Source organism: Oenococcus sicerae (assembly GCF_004102045.2).
In the GTDB taxonomy this organism is placed as follows: domain Bacteria; phylum Bacillota; class Bacilli; order Lactobacillales; family Lactobacillaceae; genus Oenococcus; species Oenococcus sicerae.
On record NZ_CP029684.2, the window covers coordinates 1,189,293 to 1,211,361 of the forward strand.

The following is a 22,069-nucleotide window of genomic DNA, read 5'->3' on the forward strand; positions in this document are numbered from 1 at the left end:
GTTTTTTATTTTGGCTTTATTTCTATTTAAAACTCAGTTAAACTAGCAGCTTTAAGCTCTTCTTTGTTGTTGATCAAGGTAAACGAGATTAATAACAGATTATTCGGAGAAGTACTCAAGTCTGGTTTAAGAGGCCTGTTTAATTTATTAAACAGGTAGGTCGTTAGCGTTAGTTACGATGCGAGGGTTCAAATCCCTTTCCTTCTCCATAAATTCATGATTTCTTAATGAATATAAACTGTTAATAAAGTAAATAAACCAAAAAAGATGCCCGGATAAATTAGCGATAATTTGTGGGATTTGTATGAGAAACATACGTGAGTGAGCAAATGAAGATGGCGAATTTACTCATAGTTTTTAGTACTTTAATGCGTTTTGCTTCAGACGATTTTTATCTTTCGAAGCTTCGTTATCGACTTTTATAAAATCACCATCGACTACATATTGCGAAAAGAGCGTTGTAAGCGCCTTGTACAACATTATTTCATATGGACTGCAGCATATAATTTCTAATTACGAGGTATCTAGTTGTTTGCAATCCGAACAATAGAAGTGATCTCTGCCAACTTACTAACTAAAAATTAGGTAAAATAGATGAGTAAAAGAAAGCTGGTATGAGCATGAAAGCTGTTGTGATTGATAATTATGGTTCAGCAGATGAACTGCATGAAGCGGAGATCGTGGTCCCTAAAATTGCTGAAGACGAAGTTTTGGTTGAAGTAAAGGCGACGAGTGTTAATCCGATCGATGTCAAGATTCGTCAAGGACTTAGGAAAGCGAACTTTGATTGGCAATTTCCAGTTGTTCTCGGCTGGGATCTATCAGGTATAATCGTACAAATTGGTAGCAAGGTTGCTGATTTTCAAGTTGGCGATGCGGTTTTTGCGCGTCCTGATACCTATCAAGATGCTCGGCGCGGAACTTATGCTGAATATGCCGCTGTTAAAGAAGACAAATTAGTTCTTAAGCCTGAAAACATTTCTTTTGAAAAGGCTGCTGCGATTCCTTTGGCAGGTTTAACGGCTTGGCAAGTGGTCGTCGATCGTTTGAAAATCAAGGCAGGTGAGAAATTATTAGTACAAGCGGGTGCTGGTGGCGTGGGCATGTTTGCCATTCAGATCGCGAAGTATTTAGGCGCTTATGTCACAACAACGACCAGCAACAAAAACCGGCAATTATTGCTGGATTTAGGTGCTGATGAGGTGATTGATTATCATAAAAATAAGATTACAGATCTTTTAAGCGATTATGACGCTGTTTTCGATACGATCAATGCTATCGATGAAGGTCTGGCCATTTTAAAGACGTCCGGCAGACTGGTCACGATTGCTGGTAATCCTAGTGAGGCACAAAAACAGGGACATCCGTCTGCAGAATTTTGGCGTCTTCAGGCTAATGGCAAACAGTTGGCGCAACTAGGTGCTTTAGTTAGTCAAGACAGGATCAAGGTGATTATTGACAGCACTTTCGATTTAACGACCGAGGGTCTTCGGGCTGCACACAGATTAAGCGAGAGCCACCATGCACGCGGCAAGATCGTGATCGTCCCAGGTAATCACGATGACTGATTGACGCCATATCAAACTTGTTTTGCTTAGGGAATCCGGGCAGTAGTACTTGAATATCTGAGTGGTCGCTTTTACTAGCTTGATGCAACCTGTCGTTGCGCAATGTTAGGTTAATTGGTGCGGCTTTTTTAAACAAATTGCTAGACGGATCAGCATGCGGCTGTCAGACTTAAGTTAGGTAATCACAAAGATACCAAATCGAAGTTAAGGGATGGACTGATGCTGAAATTTTCTGAACAATTAAAAAAATATCGCGTGAAAGCTCAACTATCGCAAGAAGACTTGGCAAACAAATTATTTATTTCCCGTCAAGCCATTTCAAAGTGGGAGAGTGGGGATGCGACGCCTGACTTAAGCAATCTTGTTAAGCTATCAGAAATATTGAATATTAGTTTGGATACGCTGGTGCTCGGGGTCAGTGACGAGCAGTCAAAGATTGACCGAAATCAGTTTGCCTATGATCCGACTGCTGGTGTGTATAAAAGGAAGCTTGGACAAATGAATGTTTGGGACTTTTTGTCGCGATTTTGGTGGCTGATTTTTCCTGTTGGTGGTTTTATTTATGGGTTATTAATAAATTTTTTACACTGAACAGCTTGTTTTAAAACCAATTTGATGGGTCGAATATCTCATAGATAAAGTAGCTAAAACTGCTATTAAAATTATGTTTAAAAGCTTTATTGTGGAACAAATATTTCACTGCGGCTGAGATAAGTGAAATCAGCAAAACGATTATCAAATAAACAACTGCAACGCCGAATACCCAAATAATAATGTTTTCTAATCGACTGATCATTATTTAACTATAGTTCCAAAAGGTATTCAAAACGTAGCATCTTTTCGATTATGAAGTGCAGCACAATAACATTAAAGCGAAATTGGCAACCACGAAACAAAATTCGTGACTGTTAATGGTTCCAAAGCACTCAAACGATAGGGAAAATTGGTCAGGTTTGCCTAATTAAGAGCGAGTTAGACCATCTCATGATGGCAAATGCTGTTTCGACTGTATTATGAGCTTTAATTTCGTATATGATGATTGCAATCATTAAAGGTGAAATTTAAGGAGCGTTGGATTCTTGTGTTCAAAAATAAGCTAGTCTTATTGGCAAGTCTTTTTACAAATATGGGTATTGTTCTTATCATGCCGATCACGACGCTTTATATTCATGAGACTTTGCATAAAAGCTTGATCGTGGCTGGTTTTGTTCTGATGACATTTTCGATTGCAATGATAGCCGGTAATTTACTCGGCGGTTTTTTATTTGATCATTGGAAACAGAAATCGTCAATGTATTTCGGCGGCAGTTTGACGGTTTTATCGTTGGGCTTAATCTCAATTTTTCCCATTTGGCAAGTTTATTCCTCGCTCGTGATGGTTTACGGTTTCGGTCTAGGCATTCTTAGCTCGAATATCAACGGCTATTTGGCTTTTTTGCAAGCCGATGATAGCCAAATTTTTAATAATAATTACTGGTTAGCAAGTCTGGGGTCGGGATTAGCGAGTTTTCTTTCGGGAATTTTATTTAGCTTGAATGTCAGGCTTGTTTTTGCTTTTTCGACAGTGCTTTTTTTGGCCACGCTGGTTATTATCAGAACTGCTTTTCATAATTTAGCAAAACATAAATCACGATCGCAAACTCAGGGCAACCGGTCTTTTCATTTAGTTCATCTCAACCAGATCGGTTTTATCTGCTTAGGCTTTGTCGTTGCTTGGATCGGCTATGAGCAATGGAATAGTAATATTTCAACACTCATGGTTGCCAAGGGCATTTCCATTCAAGCCTACAGTCTGTTGTTTACGATCAATGCCTTAGTTCTATTGCTGTTTCAGCCTTTGACCAGATTTATTTTTAAAGATTCTTTTGTTAATGATAAGTTCAGAATCGTGGCAGGAATTTTAATATTTGCACTATCTTACGTCACTATTATTAATGCCGCTGAATATTGGCGCTTTGTAATTGGCATAATTATTCTAACTTTTGGTGAAATTCTGGCTTTTCCAGCAATTCCATCAATGCTGAATCGTTATGCGACTGATAACGATCGTGGTCGTTTTCAATCACTTGGCAGTCTGGCAGGGTCTTTGGGCAGAGCGATCGGCCCGGTCGCTGGCGGCTATATCGTGACATCCTTTAGCTATGAAGGCCTATTTTTACTGATCGTTTTTTTGCATCTTGTGTCGGCTTTTTTGATTTTGACTTTAAAAGCAGAATGAAAATTTTTTTGAATTATTAATACTCGTTTAAATTAAAAACACTAGTATGTGATTCGGGGTTATTTTTGAGTAAGACTGTTAATGGCATTTTTGCAAGTATAGTTAACGAAGATGGACGATGCAGATTCAGTTATTGAGTATATTTTTGATAATCATCGCAATTGTGATTTTAGTAAATTCTCCGCTAGTGAAAACTCAGTCGATTTGCTTTAAATTTGGCATCATTTTATTACTATTGGCGATCGCCTCTATCCGTATTTTTCATTACGACACACAAATGGGATTGAATTTAGATGAGGCAATGGGTGGCTATAATGCTTGGAGTTTAGCGCATTATGGCTTAGATTCTGCTTTGCATGAAAACCCGGTTTATTTATATGCTTGGGGTACCGGAATGAATGTTCTGTATCCTTTGATCGCAATTCCTTTTGTCAAACTGCTAGGTCTTAATTTGATCGCTTACCGTTTGCCTATGGTTCTGTTGAGTATTTTTTCCGCATTTGTTTTGCTGATCGGGATGCTGAAGTATAAATTGCCAAATAAATTGATCATTTTAAGTTTGTTAACGATTTTTTTGAGTCCTTGGTCTATGATGGCAAATCGCTGGGCCTTGGAAAGCAACCTTTTTCCGATTATTTTTTGTTTGGCTGCGGCTGCCTATTTATTTTTTTTAAGTCAGAAAAAGACAGATCGTTTAAAACGGTATATTAGTTTATTTCTGTTTGTTTTCATGATTGCCATTTCTGCTTATGCTTATTCAAATAATTGGTTGATGCTGCCCATTTTTTTCTGCGCTATCTTCTTGTCTTTGTATCTGCATAAACAGATAACAGCACTAGAGATCTTGGGATCTTTTTTAGTCACACTCTTGATCGTGTGGCCGCTTTTGCTGTTTGTTAAAATTAATTTTTTGGGCGGAAAAACAGTCCATTTCTTCATGCTGACTATTCCCAAACTATCCAGTAGTCGCAGTAATTCCGAGTTAGTGATCGGACATGGCCATCTCTTACAGGCTGTTTTCAATAACATTGATCAATTTGTTCGATTGATTGTAACCGGCAATGACCATCTCATTTGGAACTCGTTACCGCAAATTGGTATTTTTTATCCAATAATGTTTGTGTTTGCTTTAATTGGTCTTTATGCTGCACTTTTGAAACGAACTCAGTGGGATGATTTTATGTTGATTTCGTTGATTGCTTGTTTACCAATTATTTTGATCGTCAAAATCAATGTCAACCATTTAAATGCATTGATGCTGCCGATTTTGTACCTTGAGGCACGTGGCTTGGACAGTATTGTGCAGAATCGTCTGCTGAAAATTTCCTTTGCACTCATGTTTTCTGCTTTATTTGTCGTTTTCACGATTTTTTATTTCAAAATTGATCAAACTGACTTATCGCAAGGCCGCACTTTGACACCGGAAGTTCTGGGGCAGGCAGTTCGATTTGCTGATCAACAAAAGACCGATAAAATATATGCAGCTTGTTTTCCCAAGGGCGGCTACGTGATCCCACTGTTTTACACACCGGTCAGTCCAATTATTTTTAATCATGAAAAGGCAGCGGAATCATTCAAAACAGAATCAAATTATTCATCTTATGGCAAATGGTTTTTTAAGACACCACGTCAACTGTCTAAAAATTCGCTACTCATTATGAAAAAAGGTCAAAAGATACCCTTTAGCTTAAAAAACAAAAGGGAGAAGACTTTTGGCCAGTACCGTGTCTATTACTAGGCAGTTTTTTGAAAGATCAACTATGGAAAATCTCGATGAGCACAACATAAAAATCGAAAGAATGATTATTTTTTCAGCGGCTTTTATTGCTTACCTGCTGGCAGCTTTTTTTATTCGTAGCAAGATGGACGTGACCCGCTTTGACATACCCTGGTCCATGCAAATTGTGAAACATTCTTTTAATCTCTACAACAACCGTATTTCTCCCCGGGTGAATTATCCACCGATCATTCCTTTGGTATTGGGTCTTCAAGGCTCCTTATTGCAGCGGCTATCCAATTCTTTTCAGTTGTCCAGTCAGTTATTTAAATTTCTGTGTAATGGTTTTGTGAAAATACCAGCTATTGTCAGCAGTTTTGCCTTTGTCTTTTACTTAGAAAATCAGGGCAAACAAGCCAAAAGAAAACATTGGATTTTGCTTTTGCTTTTTCTCAGTTCACCAGCTTTGATTATGAATATTGCCGTTTGGGGGCAGTTTGATGTCATTATGGTGATTACCTTGTTCTTGGCCTTTTATAACAGTCAGACTGATCGGCTTCATTTAGCTGCTTTTTGGATGACGGTTGCGTTATTATCTAAAATTCAAGCTATTTATTTTTTACCGATTTTCGTCTTATTTTTATTCAGACGCTACAAAATATCAGAACTTATCAGACCTTTTTTAACTGCTAGTGTGACTTTTTTAACTGTTTGGCTGCCTTTTATGATTGCTAACCACAATTTGTTTTTACCGATAAAGTTGTATTTTTCAGCTGCTGCAAGGTATTCAACGATTAATGATCATGCTTTTAATTTATGGAGTATTTTTTATCCTTATTCAGTGAAACTAGTACCATCGTTAAATGACAGTTTTTTATTTGGTATTTCCTTTAGAGCCCTTAATATTATGTTTTTATTGGTTATTTTGACGATTATTATTTTAGCCATTTGCAAATGGCATATGCCGATCAATCAGGCACTGTTTCTTTACTCTTTATGGATTTTTACTTTTACGATGCAGCAACATGAACGTTACGAAATTACGAGCTTAGCTTTTATTTTTCTCATCTTCATGTTTCAAGATAGAACCAAATTTGTTGATTTAGTCATTTTTGAAGCGCTAAATGTGTTGATTTTGCTGAATCAATTAAACGTTTATTTGGTACGTTCTCTTTCGATCGGATTCAGTGAACCTTTGGTGCTGTTTTTATCCTTATTTTCAGTTGCTTTGACTGTCTATATTTCTGTCTATCTGATCTTACAAAATCGATCAGCACACATTGACCATCATCACAAAAGCAAAGAGTACCTAAGTGAAATCTAAAGCGACTGATTATTTTGAGTTTGTCATCTTTGCGTCAGTGCGTGGTCTAAAAATCTTGACAGTCGATTAAATTGATGTATGATTAATGCATAACATGTAACTTTAAAAGTTACTTGTTTCAATTTAGTCAACCATTAGGAGACAGGTTATGAAAATTAGTATTTTTGGTCACGGCAACATGGGCAAAGCGATTGGCGAAAATTTCACTAAAGCCGGAAATGAAGTTGAATTTATCGGACACGATAGCGCAGCTGATGCCTTTGGTGAAATTGTCATTTTAGCGGTACCGTATTCATCGATTACTGATATTATTGGCAAATATGCCGATAAGCTGGCAAACAAATTAGTTGTTGACATTACAAATCCAGTCGACTTTGCTAGCTTTGATAGCTTAGTGGTACCAGCAGACAGTTCTGCAGCTGCGGAAATTGCTGCTAAACTTCCGAATTCCATTATTGCTAAAGCTTTTAACACAAATTTCGCTGCAACTTTAACATCTAAAAAAGTTGCGAATAAAGAAACAACAACTGTTTTAATTGCTTCGGATGATAATGATGCTAAAACAAAATTCATCAGTGCTTTGAGCGGCAGCGGCTTGAAAGTTATTAATGCCGGTGGATTGAAACGAGCACGAGAACTCGAGGCAGCTGGTTTTCTGGCCATGACTTTGGCTGCCAGTGAACAGATCGGTTGGGATGGCGGACTGACTGTTTTGTGAGAGTAGCGTAAATGACAAATACATTTCAAAAACAATCTTTTTAAAGGCTGTTTTTATTTTATAAACAATTGCAATGTTGCTGAAGCAGAACACGATGAAAATTCAAGCTTCAGATCTCTTAATGAGTAACTTTTAAAGTTACATGAATTCATTGAAAGCACGACTAATTGAAGTTGTTTATTATAATTTATGTATGGCTCAATGCTGGACGATCAATTTTAAAGGAGCAGCTATGGAAACAAAATTACGCGCACTGGAACGAGAAGATCTACCGCATATTCATCAATTAGATAATGAAAGAGCAACAATGGCTTTTTGGTTTGAAGAACCATATGAATCTTTAGATGAACTGACTAGCTTATACGACAAGCATATTCATGATGAACGGGAACGACGTTTTGTTCTTGATGCTGATCATCGCTTTGCCGGCATTTTGGAATTGGTCAGTATTGACTATATTCATCGAACAACTGAAATTCAGATTATCATTGATAATAGTTTTCGTGGACAGGGGTTAGCCATGATCGCGATGCAAAAAGGATTAGATTATGCTTTTAATACTTTGAATATGTACAAAGTTTATTTATATGTTGATGTGGACAACGTTAAAGGACTGCATGTTTATAAAAAATTGGGTTTTGTCGAAGAGGGCAGGCTGCGCAAACATTTCTTTACGAATGGTAAATATCATGACAGTTATATTATGGGTATTTTTAGAAATGAGATCATTGCGCAGCCGTAAAGTTGATGATCAACGCTAAATAAAACAAAACCTGTTCGATAGGGACAGGTTTTTTAATTTATTCTTTATTTTTGACTATTTTTTTAAAAAATATCAGCAAACATAATATGAATCCGATCGCAGCAAAGGCCTTTGAGAAACCGAACTGATCGATCAACCAGCCAATTGATGGAAAGCAGATGATCATTGAAATGGAAAAAAGCATACTGGCAGCACTTAATAATGTTGCTCTTTGAGCGCTGGGAATAATTTGATTATAATAATTGCTAAAAAGCGGCTCGATAATTGCCATTAAGATATTGATCAGCAAGTAAACTAGAACCAAATTGGCTAGTTTCTGCCAAGCCGAAGACACTAGAAACAGCGTTAGGCAGGCCGTTAATCCATTAATGAGTGTGCTACTAGAAAAATGTTTTTCTAACCAAGGCGTTAATTGTACAGCTGCAATATCTAGTACAGTTGCTAATAACATCAACAATGATATTTGAATACCATTAAGGCCTCTGGCGTTCATGACTGTCTGAAAGTAAAAATAATAGCTGGCTCCGATGGCAGTAAAAGCAGCTTGGAAACACATCAATCGCAGAAGCTGTTTCTGCTTAATTAAGATATGACCAGTTGATTTAAGGATGATTGCCATTTTATCGGGAGCGTTGCTTTTATTCTTCAAAATAATTGTTTTTTCAACAGTCATAATTGGCAACAGCGCCAACAACGAGCTGGCAATGACGATCCAATAAGTAAGGCCAAAGTGCCAATGTACGAAAAAGCCGGCAACTGCCAGGCCGATCGCTGTCGATGCTTCAATTAGACTGTTGACAATTGCGATCACCTTTGGATATTTGGCAACTGCTTTTTGGCTGGCTAAGGATTCGTACATAAAAGCATCAATAGTGCCTGATTGTAGGTTATAAGAAAGGGCACTAATGATAAAACTAAACATATAATCATAAAAATTAGTTGCTAGCAGCATAAGAACAGCACTGACGATTGCCGCGGTTCTGCTGCCTATCAGTGCCCTTTTATAGCCAAACCGATCGGCGATCGTACCGGAAGGCAGTTCACAAATAAAACTCGTTAGATGAAAAATGCTTTCGCAAAGACCGATTTCCGTTAATGAAAGTCCTTTTTGACCAAGATACAAAACCCAAAGGCCATTAATTCCAAAATATGACCAAAAAACGTAAAGATAGCCCCTGACAATATTTTTTGAGTCAGAGTGAAAAATTTGATGCTTTAACATGATTTTCTCCATTGTCTTAACTGACAGTGAAGTTAAAAAAAGCCGGCCTAATGGCCGGCAATGATGAATGATTGTCACTGACAATTAGTTTTAAAATTTAATTTTTTCAAAAAAGGGCACAATCGTCCCCTTGACTGCTTCGATATTGATTATCGAGTGGATTAAACTTATCCAACTAATTGAATTGTTAACTTTGATTTCCATGACAAATTCACTTATTTTAAGGGTACCATCTGTTTTGATGCAAAACAATTATGACTGCCAGCCATGTTCGAGCGTATTTTTAATTTTTTATGCGAGCATGCTAAAATGAATTATTATTTTTGAAGGAGATATAACCATGAATCCAGAGAAAGCACAGGATGTTTGGAAGGATGTCGGTGAACATGTCCAATTTACCGTTTTGAAATTAAATAAAAAAGATCCAGAAAAGGATCGTTTGGCAATTCAAGTCTTTGCAGACAGGTCGCAGGCAATCATCCGTTCATTAAGAATTCGAGATTCCCATCTATTGGCTGATTCAGGTTTGAAAGTTGCTTTTGGTTTTAGCAATAAGGCTTGGGAGTATCTGTTTCCACATGCAGCTAAACCAAGGGAATTAGAAAATTATAGCGGATTGAAAGGTCCAAAGTACCAAATGCCAGCCACTGAGGGCGATATTTTCTTTCATATCCGCGCTAGTAATGAGGCCGTTGTATATGAAGCGCAAACGCAATTTCGCCGCTTTTTAAAAGACGTGACTGAAGTTGTTGACGAGACGAAGGGATTTCGTTATTTTGAGGGTCGGGCAATTATTGGTTTTATCGATGGCACCGAGGCGCCTGCGGCCGAAGATGCTGCCGATTATGCCTTAATCGGTGATGAGGACCCAGATTTTATAAATGGTTCTTATGCTTTTGCGCAAAAATGGCTTCACCATATGGATTTTTGGAATAGTTTGAAAACCGAAGATCAAGAAAAGGCTGTTGGGCGGGAAAAGTTCAATGATCTGGAATTGGAAGATTCAGATAAATTCAAAAATGCCCATAATATTAGTTCGAAAGTCGAGATTAATGGCATTGAACAAAAAATCATCCGCATGAATGTGCCTTTCTCGGATCCAGCATCAGGTGAAACCGAACCTATTTTATGGGTTATGCCCGGCACTGGACTGTCACGAAATTGATGCTTGAACAAATGCTGTCGACCTCAGATTTCCTGCTAAGTTTTTCGGATATCGTTTCCGGCCAGCTTTTCTTTATTCCTTCGCGTGATTTAATTGCAAAAATCGCGAACGGCGACCTTGATCAATGATTTAATTTCGATTGATTTTTGTTTGTTAAATAGCTTATAAAATAATTGCTTTGATTTTTTTTAAATCATTGTTTCTTTGTTTTGCATTGCGATCTTCAGCATTAAAATTGACGATTTTAAAATCTTTGATTCCCATTTTGCCAAAAACGCCGCGTTTTAGCATTTTGCCGACCGGGTCGCCATAATGCCACCTATAAATTGTATTCGGGGTACCGATGGCTGTTAAAACACGGATCCTAGTTTTGTTTGGAAGCAGGATGCGATGGCCGGCGATCTCTTTTATCTGTCCTTTAGCGAATACCTTATCAATAAATCCCTTTGTCATAGCCGGCATCATTTCCCACCAAATAGGGAAAACGAAAATAATTTCGTCAGCAATTTTGAGCCGCTCAAAGTAGTCCTGGCTTATTGGATCAACAAAGTCTTTTGTTCGCCAATTGAGCAAATCCTGTTTTCTAATCACGGGATCAAAATGATCGGCTTGCAGATCAATGATATCAACGCTATGGCCGGCAGCTTGCAAGTCATTGATTGCTTGTTGTGCAAGGGCAGCTGAATAGGAGCGATTGTGTTCTTTATTATGGCTAGCTGAGAGTGTATATGGATGGTCAAATACAAGAATTGTTTTCATGCCGATAGCCCTAAACTTTCTTTTTTATATTCCAAAGAATATACTTATTATTGTATTCGGATCAGAAAAAGTCAATATATATTCCGAGGAATTTATTTATGGATCATTTACAAAAAATAAACCATGAACTTCGCCGTTATCGAGATTACGACAACACAAAAAGAATCAGACTTTTTTTATTAAAAAACGACGTCACTGATTTATCCCGATTTGCGGCATCGCTTTCGATTTCTGACTTAGATGTTTTAAGCACAGTTGCTCATTATCGTGATTCGCGAATCTCAGAAATTGTCGATCATTTATCTTTGACCCAAGGCGCGGTTTCAAAAATAGTTAACAAACTTTCTGGGCTTCGATTGATTGAAAAATATCATCAGCCTAATAATAAAAAGGACACCTATCTAAAAGTCACGACGGTTGGCGATAGAGTCCATACTTTGCATGCAGAGTATCACAAAGAAATGGATCAGCAGTTATGCGATTTTTCCAAACATTTCACTGATGAACAGCTGGTCCTGGTTGGCAATTTTTTATCCTCGGTCAACCATATTCGTGAAGGAACCTAGCCGGTCGGTTGCCTTTTAAAAGACCGAAGATGCCTTAAGGAGGATTTTCAAGAAAAATTTAAAGGAGGAAAAATGTCTGATTTTTTTATTGAAACACAAAAAGCAAGTGTGAATTTACCTTTGAATGGTCGAGCAAAAGTTTTCATGTTTGGCGTGCCTAGCTACAGCAACATGGGTGATCAAGCTGTTTCGTTAGCTGAAAGAAAATATTTTGAAAATGAATTTCCAGACTATCAATATATTGAAATCATGGATTACGACAACGCTGCCGCTATTAAGGCTGTTCAGAAAATAATTACGTCGCAGGATATCGTTGCTTATACAGGTGGTGGCAATATGGGTAGCTTGTATACGAATATTGAACAAGATCGCCGTAAGGTATTTGCTAGTTTTATCAACAATTTGACGATTTCTTTTCCACAATCTATTTTTTTTGAAAAAACTGAAAAGGGCGAAAATGAAAAAACCTTAAGCAGAATTGCTTATGAAAAGAATCCTAATCTAGTTTTGATCGCACGCGATGCTCAGAGTTATCGCAAAATGCAGAAGACATTTAAAAACCAGGTTATTTTTACACCTGATATGGTCCTATATTTACAAGCACAAAAATTTGATTTGAAACGGCATGATACTTTATTTGTCTTTAGAAACGATGGTGAAAAGGTTGTGCAAGAGCCATTGATCGATTCGATCAAACACATGCTGTCTGATTCAGACTCGATTCACCAAACTGATACTGTTTTAGCATCAACTAAGCAGGTCACACCAGTTACGCGGGAAAAACTTTTTATTGATGAGCTGAAAATGTTTGCCAAACAAAAATTGATTATTAGCGATCGATTTCATGCGATGATTTTTTCTGTTTTGACTGGCACACCTTGTCTACTGTTTGGCAACCGTTATGGTAAAGGCAAGCATGCTTATTTTGACTGGCTGGAAAATATTGATTGGGTCAACTATACGGATGAGGAAGATCTGGACCGGATTCAAGCGGAAATAGTTAAAATATCTGAAGCTCAAGTTCACCAATACAACTTGCGGCCTGTTTTTAAGCCTTTGCACGATCTGATCGCGGTTAGATAAATGGCGATTATTTGCTAGTTTTTAAAATAAATCTTCATTTAATCTTTTATTTGTATAATTCCGTTTACAACGACAACTGAACATTTATTGCCCTATCACTTGATTGGGAGAAGCTGTATCTTTTAAAAGATCTAAGGAGAAAATCATGACAGAAAAAATTTCTAGTGTTTTCAAGGATTTCGCTTTCAAAGATTCGCAATTGACTTTATTGGCTGGTCCGTGTGCGATAGAATCTTACGATACCTGTGCTCAAGTAGCGGAAAAATTAAAAGAAATTACAAATCGTTTGCACATTAATTATGTTTTTAAATCTTCTTTTGACAAAGCTAATCGCAGTTCTTCGGAGTCGAATCGTGGTAGCGGTCTTGAGGCTGGTCTTACGATCCTGGAAAAAATTAAAAAGGATTTTGATCTGCCGATCGTGACTGATGTTCACGAGTCCTATCAGTGCGAGCCCGTCAGTCAGGTAGCTGACGTGTTGCAAATTCCAGCTTTTTTGAGTCGACAAACGGATTTATTGTTAGCTGCTGCTAAAACTGGCAAAGTCGTCAATATTAAAAAAGGTCAATTTATGGCACCAGAAGATATTAAATCGGCGACTGAAAAAATTTCGCCAATAACTTCTAAGATATTAGTCACTGAGAGAGGAACAACTTTCGGTTATCATCGACTAGTTGTTGATATGACCGGTCTGATCACGATGCGGGAAGCTGGTTTTCCGGTCATCTTCGATGCAACACATGCGGTTCAGATCCCTAGCGCCTATGGCGGCCATTCCGGTGGTCTGCGGGATTACGTTTTCCCATTAATGCGAGCCGCTTTATCTGTTGGTGTTGATGGTATCTTCGCTGAAGTTCATCCAAACCCGCCCAAAGCGATTTCGGATGCAGATAATCAACTTTATTTAAGCAAAATTGAAGCAATATTGGAAACAGCCAATCAGATCTTCCAAGAAAATTTGGCTAGCAAAGAAGCGAGGGCGGCTGATGGCTTACTTTGAGATTGCGCGCGATGTATTTGCTCAAGAATCTGCTGAATTGGTTAAAGTAGCTGCTCGTTTAGACGAGCATTTTGATCAGCTGGTTGATCTGATTAATCAGACGAGCGGACGTGTGATCTTCATCGGTATTGGTAAATCACAAATCATTGCTGAAAAAATTTCAGCGTCTTTCTCTTCGATTTCTGTCTCAAGTTTTACCGTTGATGCGGGCACAGCTTATCATGGCGATCTTGGTCGCGTTTCACAAGATGATCTTGTGATTTTTGTGTCCAATAGTGGTGAAACGCAAGAAGTGGTGCAGACACTTTTTGCATTACAAACGATTTTTCCTAAAGGTCTCAATACGGTTTCGTTAACCGGCAACACGCGATCTACTTTAGCTGTGAATACGAATTTAACCTTTGACGTTGGTGTTACTAAAGAGGTCGACGTTACGGGTCTGGCACCGACGGCTTCAACGACTGCGACCTTGGTTTTCGGGGATGCACTTTTGCTTGCTTTGGAAAAAAGCCGGTCCTTTAATCGTAATCAGTTTGCTTTGTATCATCCAGGAGGCTCGATCGGGCGCCTGCTGCTTCAAAGAGTTAAACATGTGATGCATAGTAAAATCCCTTATGTCAATGAGGATACACCTATCAACGATGTTATCTATCAGATCAGTGATTACGGCATCGGTATGACTTTGGTCAAAGACAAAAAAACAGGTAAAGCAATTGGAATTGTGACTGATGGTGATATCAGAAAAAAATTCTTGTCAGTTCAATCGGTCAAAAAATCAGTTGCTGCTGATTATATGACGAAAGGATTTATTAGTATTAATCAAGAAAAACGCAATAAAGCAGCTTGGCAGCTCATGGCTAGTCATGATGTTTCTAATTTAGTTGTTTTGGATAATGATGAAAATGTTGTCGGCATTGCAACGATTCATGATGTGCTGTGAAGTTTATTGCTGATCGGTTGAGAAACTGTTATGCTTAGCTAGGCACTTGGAACGGTGCCTGTGAAAACTGAAAATGTTTTCGAGAATACTCAGTCAGCGATGATTGGGTATTTTTTTTAAAAAGATTATTGAAAGCGCTTCCTTTTTTAGACAATAGCTGCTATACTATAGATAGGGTTAAAAGAGATCAAAACTAGTGACTTGAGTTCACGGACAAAGATTTCTCGCATGAGCAAATTGGATCTCACAAGACCCGGAGCGGTTCCATCAACGTTTAGTGACATGAACAGTGAAGTTTGTAACTTTAATGTAAACAGTCAAGTAAATGTATAACAGTTTTGGAGAGTTGGGTAAAACCATATGATTCGTCACTGTTGGTGGAACTGTTTTTTGTGTAGAGAAGTAACTAATCATTTTGTGATAAAAGTTAAAATGAAAGACATTTTTTGCAAAAAAAGATGACGCATGTTTTAATACATATAGTTGTAATCGTTTAACAGCTATCGAGCAATACGAAAGCAGTTGAAAACTGGTGTTTGTACTTTTTGGGTAGTTTTTAAATGTGTTATAACGGTTCGACTGATTAAAACTATTTTTTAAATTCAAAGGGAGACCATCATGAACTATATCAACACGCAATTAGCAGATTTTGAAGTGAACGCTTATCAGAAAGGCGAGGTCAAAAAGGTCTCAAAAAAAGATGTGCTTGGCAAATGGTCGATTTTTTTCTTTTATCCAGCAGATTTTTCATTTGTTTGCCCAACCGAATTAGGTGATCTGCAAGATCATTACGATGCTTTTAAAAAGGCCAATGCTGAAATTTATTCAGTTTCGGAAGACAGCGAATTTGTGCATAAAGCTTGGTCTGAAGCGACGGACACGATAGGAAAAATTCAGTATCCAATGTTGGCAGATCCAGCCGGGAAACTGGCACGATTCTTTGATGTTCTTGATGAAGATGCTGGTCAAGCATTTCGTGGCGTTTTCATCATTGATCCGGAAGGCAAAATCAAATCTTATACGATCAATGACATGGGTATCGGCCGCAATGCTGAGGAAATTCTGCGGACTTTAGAAGCAGCTGAATTCGTTGCACTGCATGGTGACAAAGTCTGCCCGGCTAATTGGCATCCTGGTGATGATACGATTTCACCAAGTTTGGATCTTGTTGGCAAGATTTAAGGAAAGCGCCTTGTAAAATGACAGAAAAACATGTTTATGACACGATCATTGTTGGTGCCGGTCCAGCTGGTTTGTCGGCGGGTATTTACGCTGGAAGAGCTGCTTTGGACACCTTGCTGATTGAAAAAGATCAAGTGGGCGGTCAGGTAACAACAACTTCTGTTGTGTGGAATTATCCAGCGGCTCAAGAAATCAGCGGCAGCGACTTAGCGGCTCGTATGCAGCGGCAGTTATCTCAATTTGCTGTTCCGATTCAAAAAGATAATATCGAGTCTTTTGATTTAAATCAGGATGTCAAAGTTTTGCATGGAAAAACGGATCACTATGCTCGCAGCGTTATTTTTGCTACTGGCGCTAATCCGCGTAAAGCTGGTTTTATAGGTGAGGACCAGTACCGAGGCCATGGGGTTGCTTATTGTTCAACTTGCGATGGCGATCTGTTTAGCGGCTTGCAAGTGTTTGTTATTGGCGGCGGTTATTCGGCAGCAGAGGAAGCTGATTATTTAACTAAATTTGCCCGGCATGTCACGATTATTGTGCGTGGATCAAAATTCACTTGTGCAAAACTGACGGCCGCTCGTGCTTTAAATAATCCGAAAATCAGTATCAGATATAATACGATTTTAGAAAAAGTTTCTGGTGACCAGTATTTGACTCAAGCTGTTTTCATTGATCAAAAAAACCATGAAAAGACAAGCTATCATGTTCAACAGGGCGATGAAACTTTTGGTATTTTTGTTTTCGTCGGGACACAGCCGGCCAGCAGCCATTTAGCTGATGTGCTGGATCTTGATGATCAAGCTTATTTAAAGGTGACGAGTCAAATGGCTACGAAACTACCAGGTGTTTTTGCAGCCGGCGATGTGGTAGCAAAATCCTTGCGCCAAATCGTGACTGCCGCAGCCGACGGTGCTTTAGCGGCAACTTCGGCCGAAAGCTATGTCAGTGCACAAAAGGCACGCCTGGGGATTCCGATCGTTCAAAAAACAGTTGTGAAGACAGCACCGCAGCAAAGCCGGTTGGATGATAGCAACCATGAGGCTGCTCATGACCGACAGACAAAGTGGTTTTCTGAGCAGATCAGGGCCCAATTAAAGCCGATTTTCGCTAAATTGACGCGGCCGCAGGTTATCAAGGAACTTTCGGATTCGTCTGTTAAAAGTCAGGAACTGACTAGTTTTTCTGAAGAATTATGTTCACTGGATTCGCATCTAAGCTTTGAAAAAGTCGAAGTTCCAGATCAACAGCAGGCTGGATTGTTACCAGCTTTGATTCTATTAGATGAAAATGGCCAGGATAGCGGTTTGCGTTTTAGCGGTGTGCCAACAGGCCATGAATTAAATTCGATCGTGTTGGCTATTTATAATTTAGCTGGACCTGGACAACATTTAGCAGCTGATTTAGTGAAAAGAATCAAGCGACTGCCAAAAATGAATTTGCAGATCGGTGCTTCGCTGACTTGCCACTTTTGCCCAGACGTTGTCTCGGCGAGTCAAAGGATCGCATCTATGAATCCCGTGGTTAGTGCTGAGATGATCGATTTACAATTGTTTCCTAAAATCAGACAGGCTAAGAAGATCATGAGTGTTCCGGCTTTTATGATTGACGGCGGTGAGGTAACTTTCGGCAGCCAAACGATTGATCAGATCGTTGACCTTTGTGAAAAAGCTGCAGTGAGCGTGTAATCGAGATATAAAAAAGAGATCAAACAGTGAAAAACTGTTTGATCTCTTTTTGTGTTTGTTGGAAATTAAATACGATTCAAATATCGTTTTAAAAATTCTTGTGTGCGTGGATTTTCAGGTTGGCCAAAAATCTGCTCGGCCGTGCCTTTTTCTGCGATAACACCATTGTCCATGAAAACGACATGGTCGGAAACATCTCGGGCGAAACCCATTTCATGTGTTACGAGGATCATTGTCAGTCCTGTATGTGCCAGATCCTTCATGATATCTAAAATACCGTCAACCATTTCTGGGTCCAAAGCACTAGTTGGTTCGTCAAACAGCATCAGATTAGGGGACATCGATAGCGAACGCGCAATCGCCACACGTTGTTTTTGGCCACCAGACAGTTGCGCTGGCTTGGCTTTGACATAAGGTCCCATACCGACACGTTCCAATTGTTTCAGTGCGATTTTTTCAGCGCTTTCCTTATCCTTTTTCAGCACGGAAATTTGTGCAACCGTGCAATTATCTAACACATTTAAATTGTTAAATAAGTTGAATTGCTGGAAAACCATACCGACTTTGGCACGATATTGAATGCGATCAAAATCATCATCGAGAATGTTCTTGCCTTCATAAATGATTTGCCCATTAGTTGGTTCTTCTAACAGATTTAAACAGCGCAGCAAGGTTGATTTGCCGGAACCTGAAGCACCAATGATCGTCAGGACTTCACCATTTTGTACTTCTAAATCAATATCTTTTAGAACTTCATGCTGACCAAAGGATTTTTTTAAATGCTTGATCGTTAAAATATTTTTATCTGTCATTTTAATTATTCTCCTTTGATCTTTGGTGTCGCAACTTGAAATTCATTAGTCATTAAATCATAATTTTTCGGTCCCTCAAGATGTTTCTCTACCAGACGGAAAATTCGCGTGATCGTGAAGGTCATCACCAGATAAATCAGCGAAATTGTCAAATAAGTGTGGAAGAATTGGAAGTTCTGTCCGGCAATTGTTGATCCAGTAAAGAATAATTCGGAAACAGAAATAATACTTAGTACTGAAGTGTCCTTGATGTTAACGATAAATTCATTTGTGACAGCAGGAATACTATTACGGACTGCTTGTGGTAGGACGATTTTTCTCATTTGCTGAAAATGCGTCATACCAAGGGAACTGGCAGCTTCGAACTGGCCTTGATCAATGGAAATAATACCGCCGCGAATGATCTCAGCTAAATAAGCTCCGGTATTGATCGAAACAATAATCAGTGCTGAAGTCGTTCGGTCAAAATTAATATTAAAGACTTGAGCGGCACCATAGTAGAAGACGGCTGCCTGCACGATCATCGGTGTGCCTCGGAAAATTTCAATATAGACTGATAACAGCCAGTTGATAAAGTTGATCGACCAGCGCTTTGCCCGTTTTTTAGGCCTTGGGATCGTCCTGACAATACCGATCAACAAGCCAATCACGAAGCCGACGCCAGTGCCGACGATCGCCAGCAAAAGTGTCATTAAAATGCCGCTGATCAGCATGCTGCCATATTGCTTCCAAATGTTAATAAACCAATTACCTTGCGAGTCGCTTTTCGGCTGATTGATAACGGCATTTTGCATTAGCTGTGTCCGCTTTTTAAGCGAGATACTAGCTAAAATCTGATTGATCTTACCTTCGAGCGGATCATTTTTTTTCAGGCCGATGGCTTCTTGCGACTCTTTTGTATTTAATTTAAAACCGCCTTTAACAGACAGATCCACGTATTTAGCGTTTGGATCAGCTGTGGCCATGCTTAAACCTTCAGGCAATTCAGCAACATAACCATCGATCGTCTTGGACTCTAAAGCCACTCGCATCGAAGCAAAGTCTTTCATAGCGGGTTCTTTGATCGCGCCTTTGATCTGATCAATCAAACCATATTGGACCGTACTGAGTTGTGCAGTTAATTTAGCTCCTTTAAAATCTTTTAAATTTTTGGCACTAGCAAACTTGCTGTTTTTATTGACGACGACGATTTGTTTGGAATTATAATAAGCGCTCGTAAAATCGATCGTTTTTTCTCTTTCCGGGGTCGGCGTCATGCCGGCAATAATCGCATTGATCCGACCAGAAGTCAGAGCAGGCAATAGGCCATCCCATTGTGTTTTGGCAACGACGACTTTTTTGCCCAATTTTTTAGCGATCAATTTAGACATTTGCACGTCATATCCATTTGCATACAGGTTCGATCCTTGAATTGGCACGGCACCGTTGCTATTGTCTTGCTGAGTCCAGTTGAAAGGCGGATAGTTAGCTTCCATACCGACTAAATAAGTGCTGTTGCTTTTCTTGGCCGCCTGAGCTTTCGTTGCCGTTGTGATGCCGGCAAAAATTGAAAGTCCAGCTAATAAAGCTGCTATGGACGTCGCAAAAACATGTTTCTTTTTCAAATGCATTTTCCCTCCTAAAATAAATCCCAAACAACAAAAAACTCTATTAATCCTAGAGATCAATAGAGGTAAAAGGTATTTTAAATTAACAAGGCAAATTCACCCTCAATTAATAGCACCCCCTAGTTTCCTAGGACAGTCCATGCAGTATTTCCACATGGCCCAACAAAAATCAATCTGTATTCATGACTTCGTTTCGGCGATGATCCTTGCAATTGCATCATTGTGAATACCCACTCAGCAATTTTCGTGATGACCGCGCCTCTATTTTATTGCGTTTTCGATTTGCGAAAATTATATTATTACTTGTTTGGCAAGTCAAATTTTGACAGGAATTATTGTTTAAACTGACGCATGGCCTCTGCTAAATGCACCATGTTTTGGACAAGACGTTGATTGAGTGCCTGAACACCATGTTTATCAGCCAAATCAGCGATCCAACCATTGATATAATCGACCTCTGTCGCGCGTCCCTTGGAAAAATCCTGGTACATAGATGGATAGTGCAGGGGATAAGCCACTTTTGAAACATAGTCAACTTGTGCAACCATTTGATCACGTGTCTCTAACAATTTATAGCCGGCTGCATCCGCTGCATCATAAGCTTCATTGACAAGTGGACGCGCGATACCCTCGAGGAAATTATCATAAGCAATTAATTCACCCATTCGTGATTGGAACATTGTCGCAATTGAATTTTCAACTGAATTGAAAAAGACTTTTGTCAATAAAGTCCCCATAAAATTGTGTGTCGTCGATGGGTTGAGATTAGCTGCTTGAAAATCTGTTTTGACCTGATCAAGTGTGTCTGAATCTTTTTCGGTCAGATTAATATAGACTGAAGAACCGGCGCCTTCAGTACCCATGAAATCAACATCACCATAATCATTTAAGACGGTCGCGATCATGGCTGTGCCGCCGATGATGTGATCATCTGTGAAATATTTCTGTAGTTTTTCAATGTGGCCCATACCGTTCATAGCGCCCAAAGCTGTTTGATGAGCTTTGAATTTAGGCGCTAAACGATCTAAGGCATCTTGTAACTGCATTTGTTTCATGAAAAAGATCCAAACATCTGGATCACCTTGGTATTCTTCGGGTGAATAAGCATTGATCTTGACTAAATGCCTATCCTTGTGGTCACGGCTTTTCCAAACCTGATCACCCTGTGCATGGATCTTGTCGAGACTCGCTTGAGTTGGCTCAACAAAGTCAACTGGAACACCTGCATTATATTGCAACAAAATGCCATATCTTAGTCCCATTGCTCCAGCACCAACAACTGCATACTTCATAATTACTACGCTCCTTTTAATATAAATTTCACATAGTGTACACCATTGTTATGCGATTAGCAAATTCTTGCGCTTTTGAATCAATCAAGCAATGTTTTCCTTTATTTTGAGGCACTAAAAAAGACACTCAGGTGAAAAAATGGCGTGTCTTCTTCACTAATACGAGCATCAATCATGCGGACTTTTTTTGGCCTTATCTTGTGCGTGCTTGTGCTGTTTATAAGCCTTTTTATCGGCACCGATCACGTAAATGGCTTCTTGCATTAATTGTCCGTCAGCATCTTTATAGCTGTGCTGGCCAACATGCAGCAATTTCCAGCCCGCGATCAAATGCTGGTTGACCTCTGAGTTAGCTGTATCGCCCTTGAATTCCAATGTGAAAACGATATCGTTCATTTTTTCTCCTTTCTATTGAGCCGTCTCAACAACTCAATTTTACTTTGAAAGG

General features: G+C 39.0%; 19 protein-coding genes, 1 tRNA gene, 1 pseudogene and 1 riboswitch. Of the genes and pseudogenes, 15 read left to right on the forward strand and 6 right to left on the reverse strand.

Features of this window, described 5'->3' with window-relative positions; translation table 11 throughout:
• The first annotated feature begins 105 nt into the window (after positions 1–105).
• The 8 genes from DLJ48_RS06120 (at position 106) to DLJ48_RS06155 (ending at position 8,287) form a co-directional block, all read left to right on the forward strand.
• Positions 106–209: transfer RNA gene (locus DLJ48_RS06120), tRNA-OTHER, on the forward strand.
• A gap of 411 nt (positions 210–620) precedes the next feature.
• A complete protein-coding gene (locus tag DLJ48_RS06125; protein WP_128687101.1) occupies positions 621–1,568 on the forward strand; it encodes an NADP-dependent oxidoreductase in 948 nt (315 codons plus the stop codon).
• Positions 1,569–1,787: 219 nt separating this feature from the next.
• On the forward strand, positions 1,788–2,159 hold the full coding sequence (locus tag DLJ48_RS06130; protein ID WP_128686608.1) for a helix-turn-helix domain-containing protein: 372 nt from the start codon (positions 1,788–1,790) through the stop codon (positions 2,157–2,159).
• A gap of 490 nt (positions 2,160–2,649) precedes the next feature.
• Positions 2,650–3,786 (forward strand): MFS transporter, encoded by a 1,137-nt coding sequence (locus DLJ48_RS06135; protein WP_243148533.1) that lies wholly within the window; start codon positions 2,650–2,652, stop codon positions 3,784–3,786.
• 187 nt (positions 3,787–3,973) lie between these two features.
• Positions 3,974–5,524 (forward strand): glycosyl transferase, encoded by a 1,551-nt coding sequence (locus DLJ48_RS06140; protein WP_243148534.1) that lies wholly within the window; start codon positions 3,974–3,976, stop codon positions 5,522–5,524.
• Positions 5,525–5,585: 61 nt separating this feature from the next.
• Positions 5,586–6,827, forward strand: a complete 1,242-nt coding sequence (locus DLJ48_RS06145) for a hypothetical protein (protein WP_243148536.1) — start codon at positions 5,586–5,588, stop codon at positions 6,825–6,827.
• Positions 6,828–6,975: 148 nt separating this feature from the next.
• Positions 6,976–7,545 (forward strand): NADPH-dependent F420 reductase, encoded by a 570-nt coding sequence (locus DLJ48_RS06150; protein ID WP_128686611.1) that lies wholly within the window; start codon positions 6,976–6,978, stop codon positions 7,543–7,545.
• 232 nt (positions 7,546–7,777) lie between these two features.
• Positions 7,778–8,287 carry a GNAT family N-acetyltransferase gene (locus DLJ48_RS06155; RefSeq protein ID WP_128686612.1) on the forward strand — a complete coding sequence of 170 codons (510 nt, stop codon included), beginning with the start codon at positions 7,778–7,780 and terminating at the stop codon, positions 8,285–8,287.
• A gap of 58 nt (positions 8,288–8,345) precedes the next feature.
• On the opposite strand, the gene DLJ48_RS06160 is transcribed toward DLJ48_RS06155, so the two are convergent.
• A complete protein-coding gene (locus tag DLJ48_RS06160) occupies positions 8,346–9,530 on the reverse strand; it encodes an MFS transporter (RefSeq protein ID WP_128686613.1) in 1,185 nt (394 codons plus the stop codon).
• A 340-nt stretch (positions 9,531–9,870) separates the two neighbouring features.
• Between DLJ48_RS06160 and DLJ48_RS06165 the strand changes: the two are divergent.
• Positions 9,871–10,823 (forward strand): annotated as a pseudogene (locus DLJ48_RS06165) (Dyp-type peroxidase).
• A 34-nt stretch (positions 10,824–10,857) separates the two neighbouring features.
• Here the strand turns inward: DLJ48_RS06165 and DLJ48_RS06170 are convergent.
• Positions 10,858–11,454, reverse strand: a complete 597-nt coding sequence (locus DLJ48_RS06170) for an NAD(P)H-dependent oxidoreductase (RefSeq protein WP_128686614.1) — start codon at positions 11,452–11,454, stop codon at positions 10,858–10,860.
• A gap of 98 nt (positions 11,455–11,552) precedes the next feature.
• Here DLJ48_RS06170 and DLJ48_RS06175 point away from each other — a divergent pair, with 98 nt between their 5' ends.
• The 6 genes from DLJ48_RS06175 to DLJ48_RS06200 all read left to right on the forward strand — a co-directional run bounded on the left by DLJ48_RS06175 (position 11,553) and on the right by DLJ48_RS06200 (position 17,910).
• Positions 11,553–12,020 carry a MarR family winged helix-turn-helix transcriptional regulator gene (locus DLJ48_RS06175; protein ID WP_128686615.1) on the forward strand — a complete coding sequence of 156 codons (468 nt, stop codon included), beginning with the start codon at positions 11,553–11,555 and terminating at the stop codon, positions 12,018–12,020.
• Positions 12,021–12,092: 72 nt separating this feature from the next.
• Positions 12,093–13,103 carry a polysaccharide pyruvyl transferase family protein gene (locus tag DLJ48_RS06180; RefSeq protein WP_128686616.1) on the forward strand — a complete coding sequence of 337 codons (1,011 nt, stop codon included), beginning with the start codon at positions 12,093–12,095 and terminating at the stop codon, positions 13,101–13,103.
• Between the two features lie 145 nt (positions 13,104–13,248).
• Complete coding sequence (gene kdsA / locus DLJ48_RS06185; protein ID WP_128686617.1) at positions 13,249–14,103, forward strand: 3-deoxy-8-phosphooctulonate synthase; 855 nt, start codon at positions 13,249–13,251, stop codon at positions 14,101–14,103.
• Positions 14,090–15,043: a KpsF/GutQ family sugar-phosphate isomerase gene (locus DLJ48_RS06190; RefSeq protein ID WP_128686618.1), complete on the forward strand. Its 954-nt coding sequence runs from the start codon at positions 14,090–14,092 to the stop codon at positions 15,041–15,043. The genes kdsA and DLJ48_RS06190 overlap by 14 nt, the downstream gene beginning before the upstream one ends.
• A gap of 618 nt (positions 15,044–15,661) precedes the next feature.
• Positions 15,662–16,225 (forward strand): redoxin domain-containing protein, encoded by a 564-nt coding sequence (locus DLJ48_RS06195; protein WP_128686619.1) that lies wholly within the window; start codon positions 15,662–15,664, stop codon positions 16,223–16,225.
• A 17-nt stretch (positions 16,226–16,242) separates the two neighbouring features.
• Positions 16,243–17,910, forward strand: a complete 1,668-nt coding sequence (locus DLJ48_RS06200; RefSeq protein ID WP_128686620.1) for an FAD-dependent oxidoreductase — start codon at positions 16,243–16,245, stop codon at positions 17,908–17,910.
• A gap of 65 nt (positions 17,911–17,975) precedes the next feature.
• Here DLJ48_RS06200 and DLJ48_RS06205 read toward each other — a convergent pair whose 3' ends face one another.
• From DLJ48_RS06205 to DLJ48_RS06220, 4 genes are all read right to left on the reverse strand, one after another.
• Entirely contained in the window at positions 17,976–18,722 is a 747-nt protein-coding gene (locus DLJ48_RS06205; protein WP_128686621.1) for an amino acid ABC transporter ATP-binding protein, read from the reverse strand.
• A gap of 5 nt (positions 18,723–18,727) precedes the next feature.
• Positions 18,728–20,332 carry an ABC transporter substrate-binding protein/permease gene (locus DLJ48_RS06210; protein ID WP_128686622.1) on the reverse strand — a complete coding sequence of 535 codons (1,605 nt, stop codon included), beginning with the start codon at positions 20,330–20,332 and terminating at the stop codon, positions 18,728–18,730.
• A gap of 99 nt (positions 20,333–20,431) precedes the next feature.
• Positions 20,432–20,601: riboswitch (Lysine riboswitch) on the reverse strand.
• Positions 20,602–20,661: 60 nt separating this feature from the next.
• Positions 20,662–21,621: a ketopantoate reductase family protein gene (locus tag DLJ48_RS06215; RefSeq protein ID WP_128686623.1), complete on the reverse strand. Its 960-nt coding sequence runs from the start codon at positions 21,619–21,621 to the stop codon at positions 20,662–20,664.
• Between the two features lie 168 nt (positions 21,622–21,789).
• Positions 21,790–22,017 (reverse strand): hypothetical protein, encoded by a 228-nt coding sequence (locus tag DLJ48_RS06220; protein ID WP_128686624.1) that lies wholly within the window; start codon positions 22,015–22,017, stop codon positions 21,790–21,792.
• Positions 22,018–22,069: the final 52 nt, after the last annotated feature.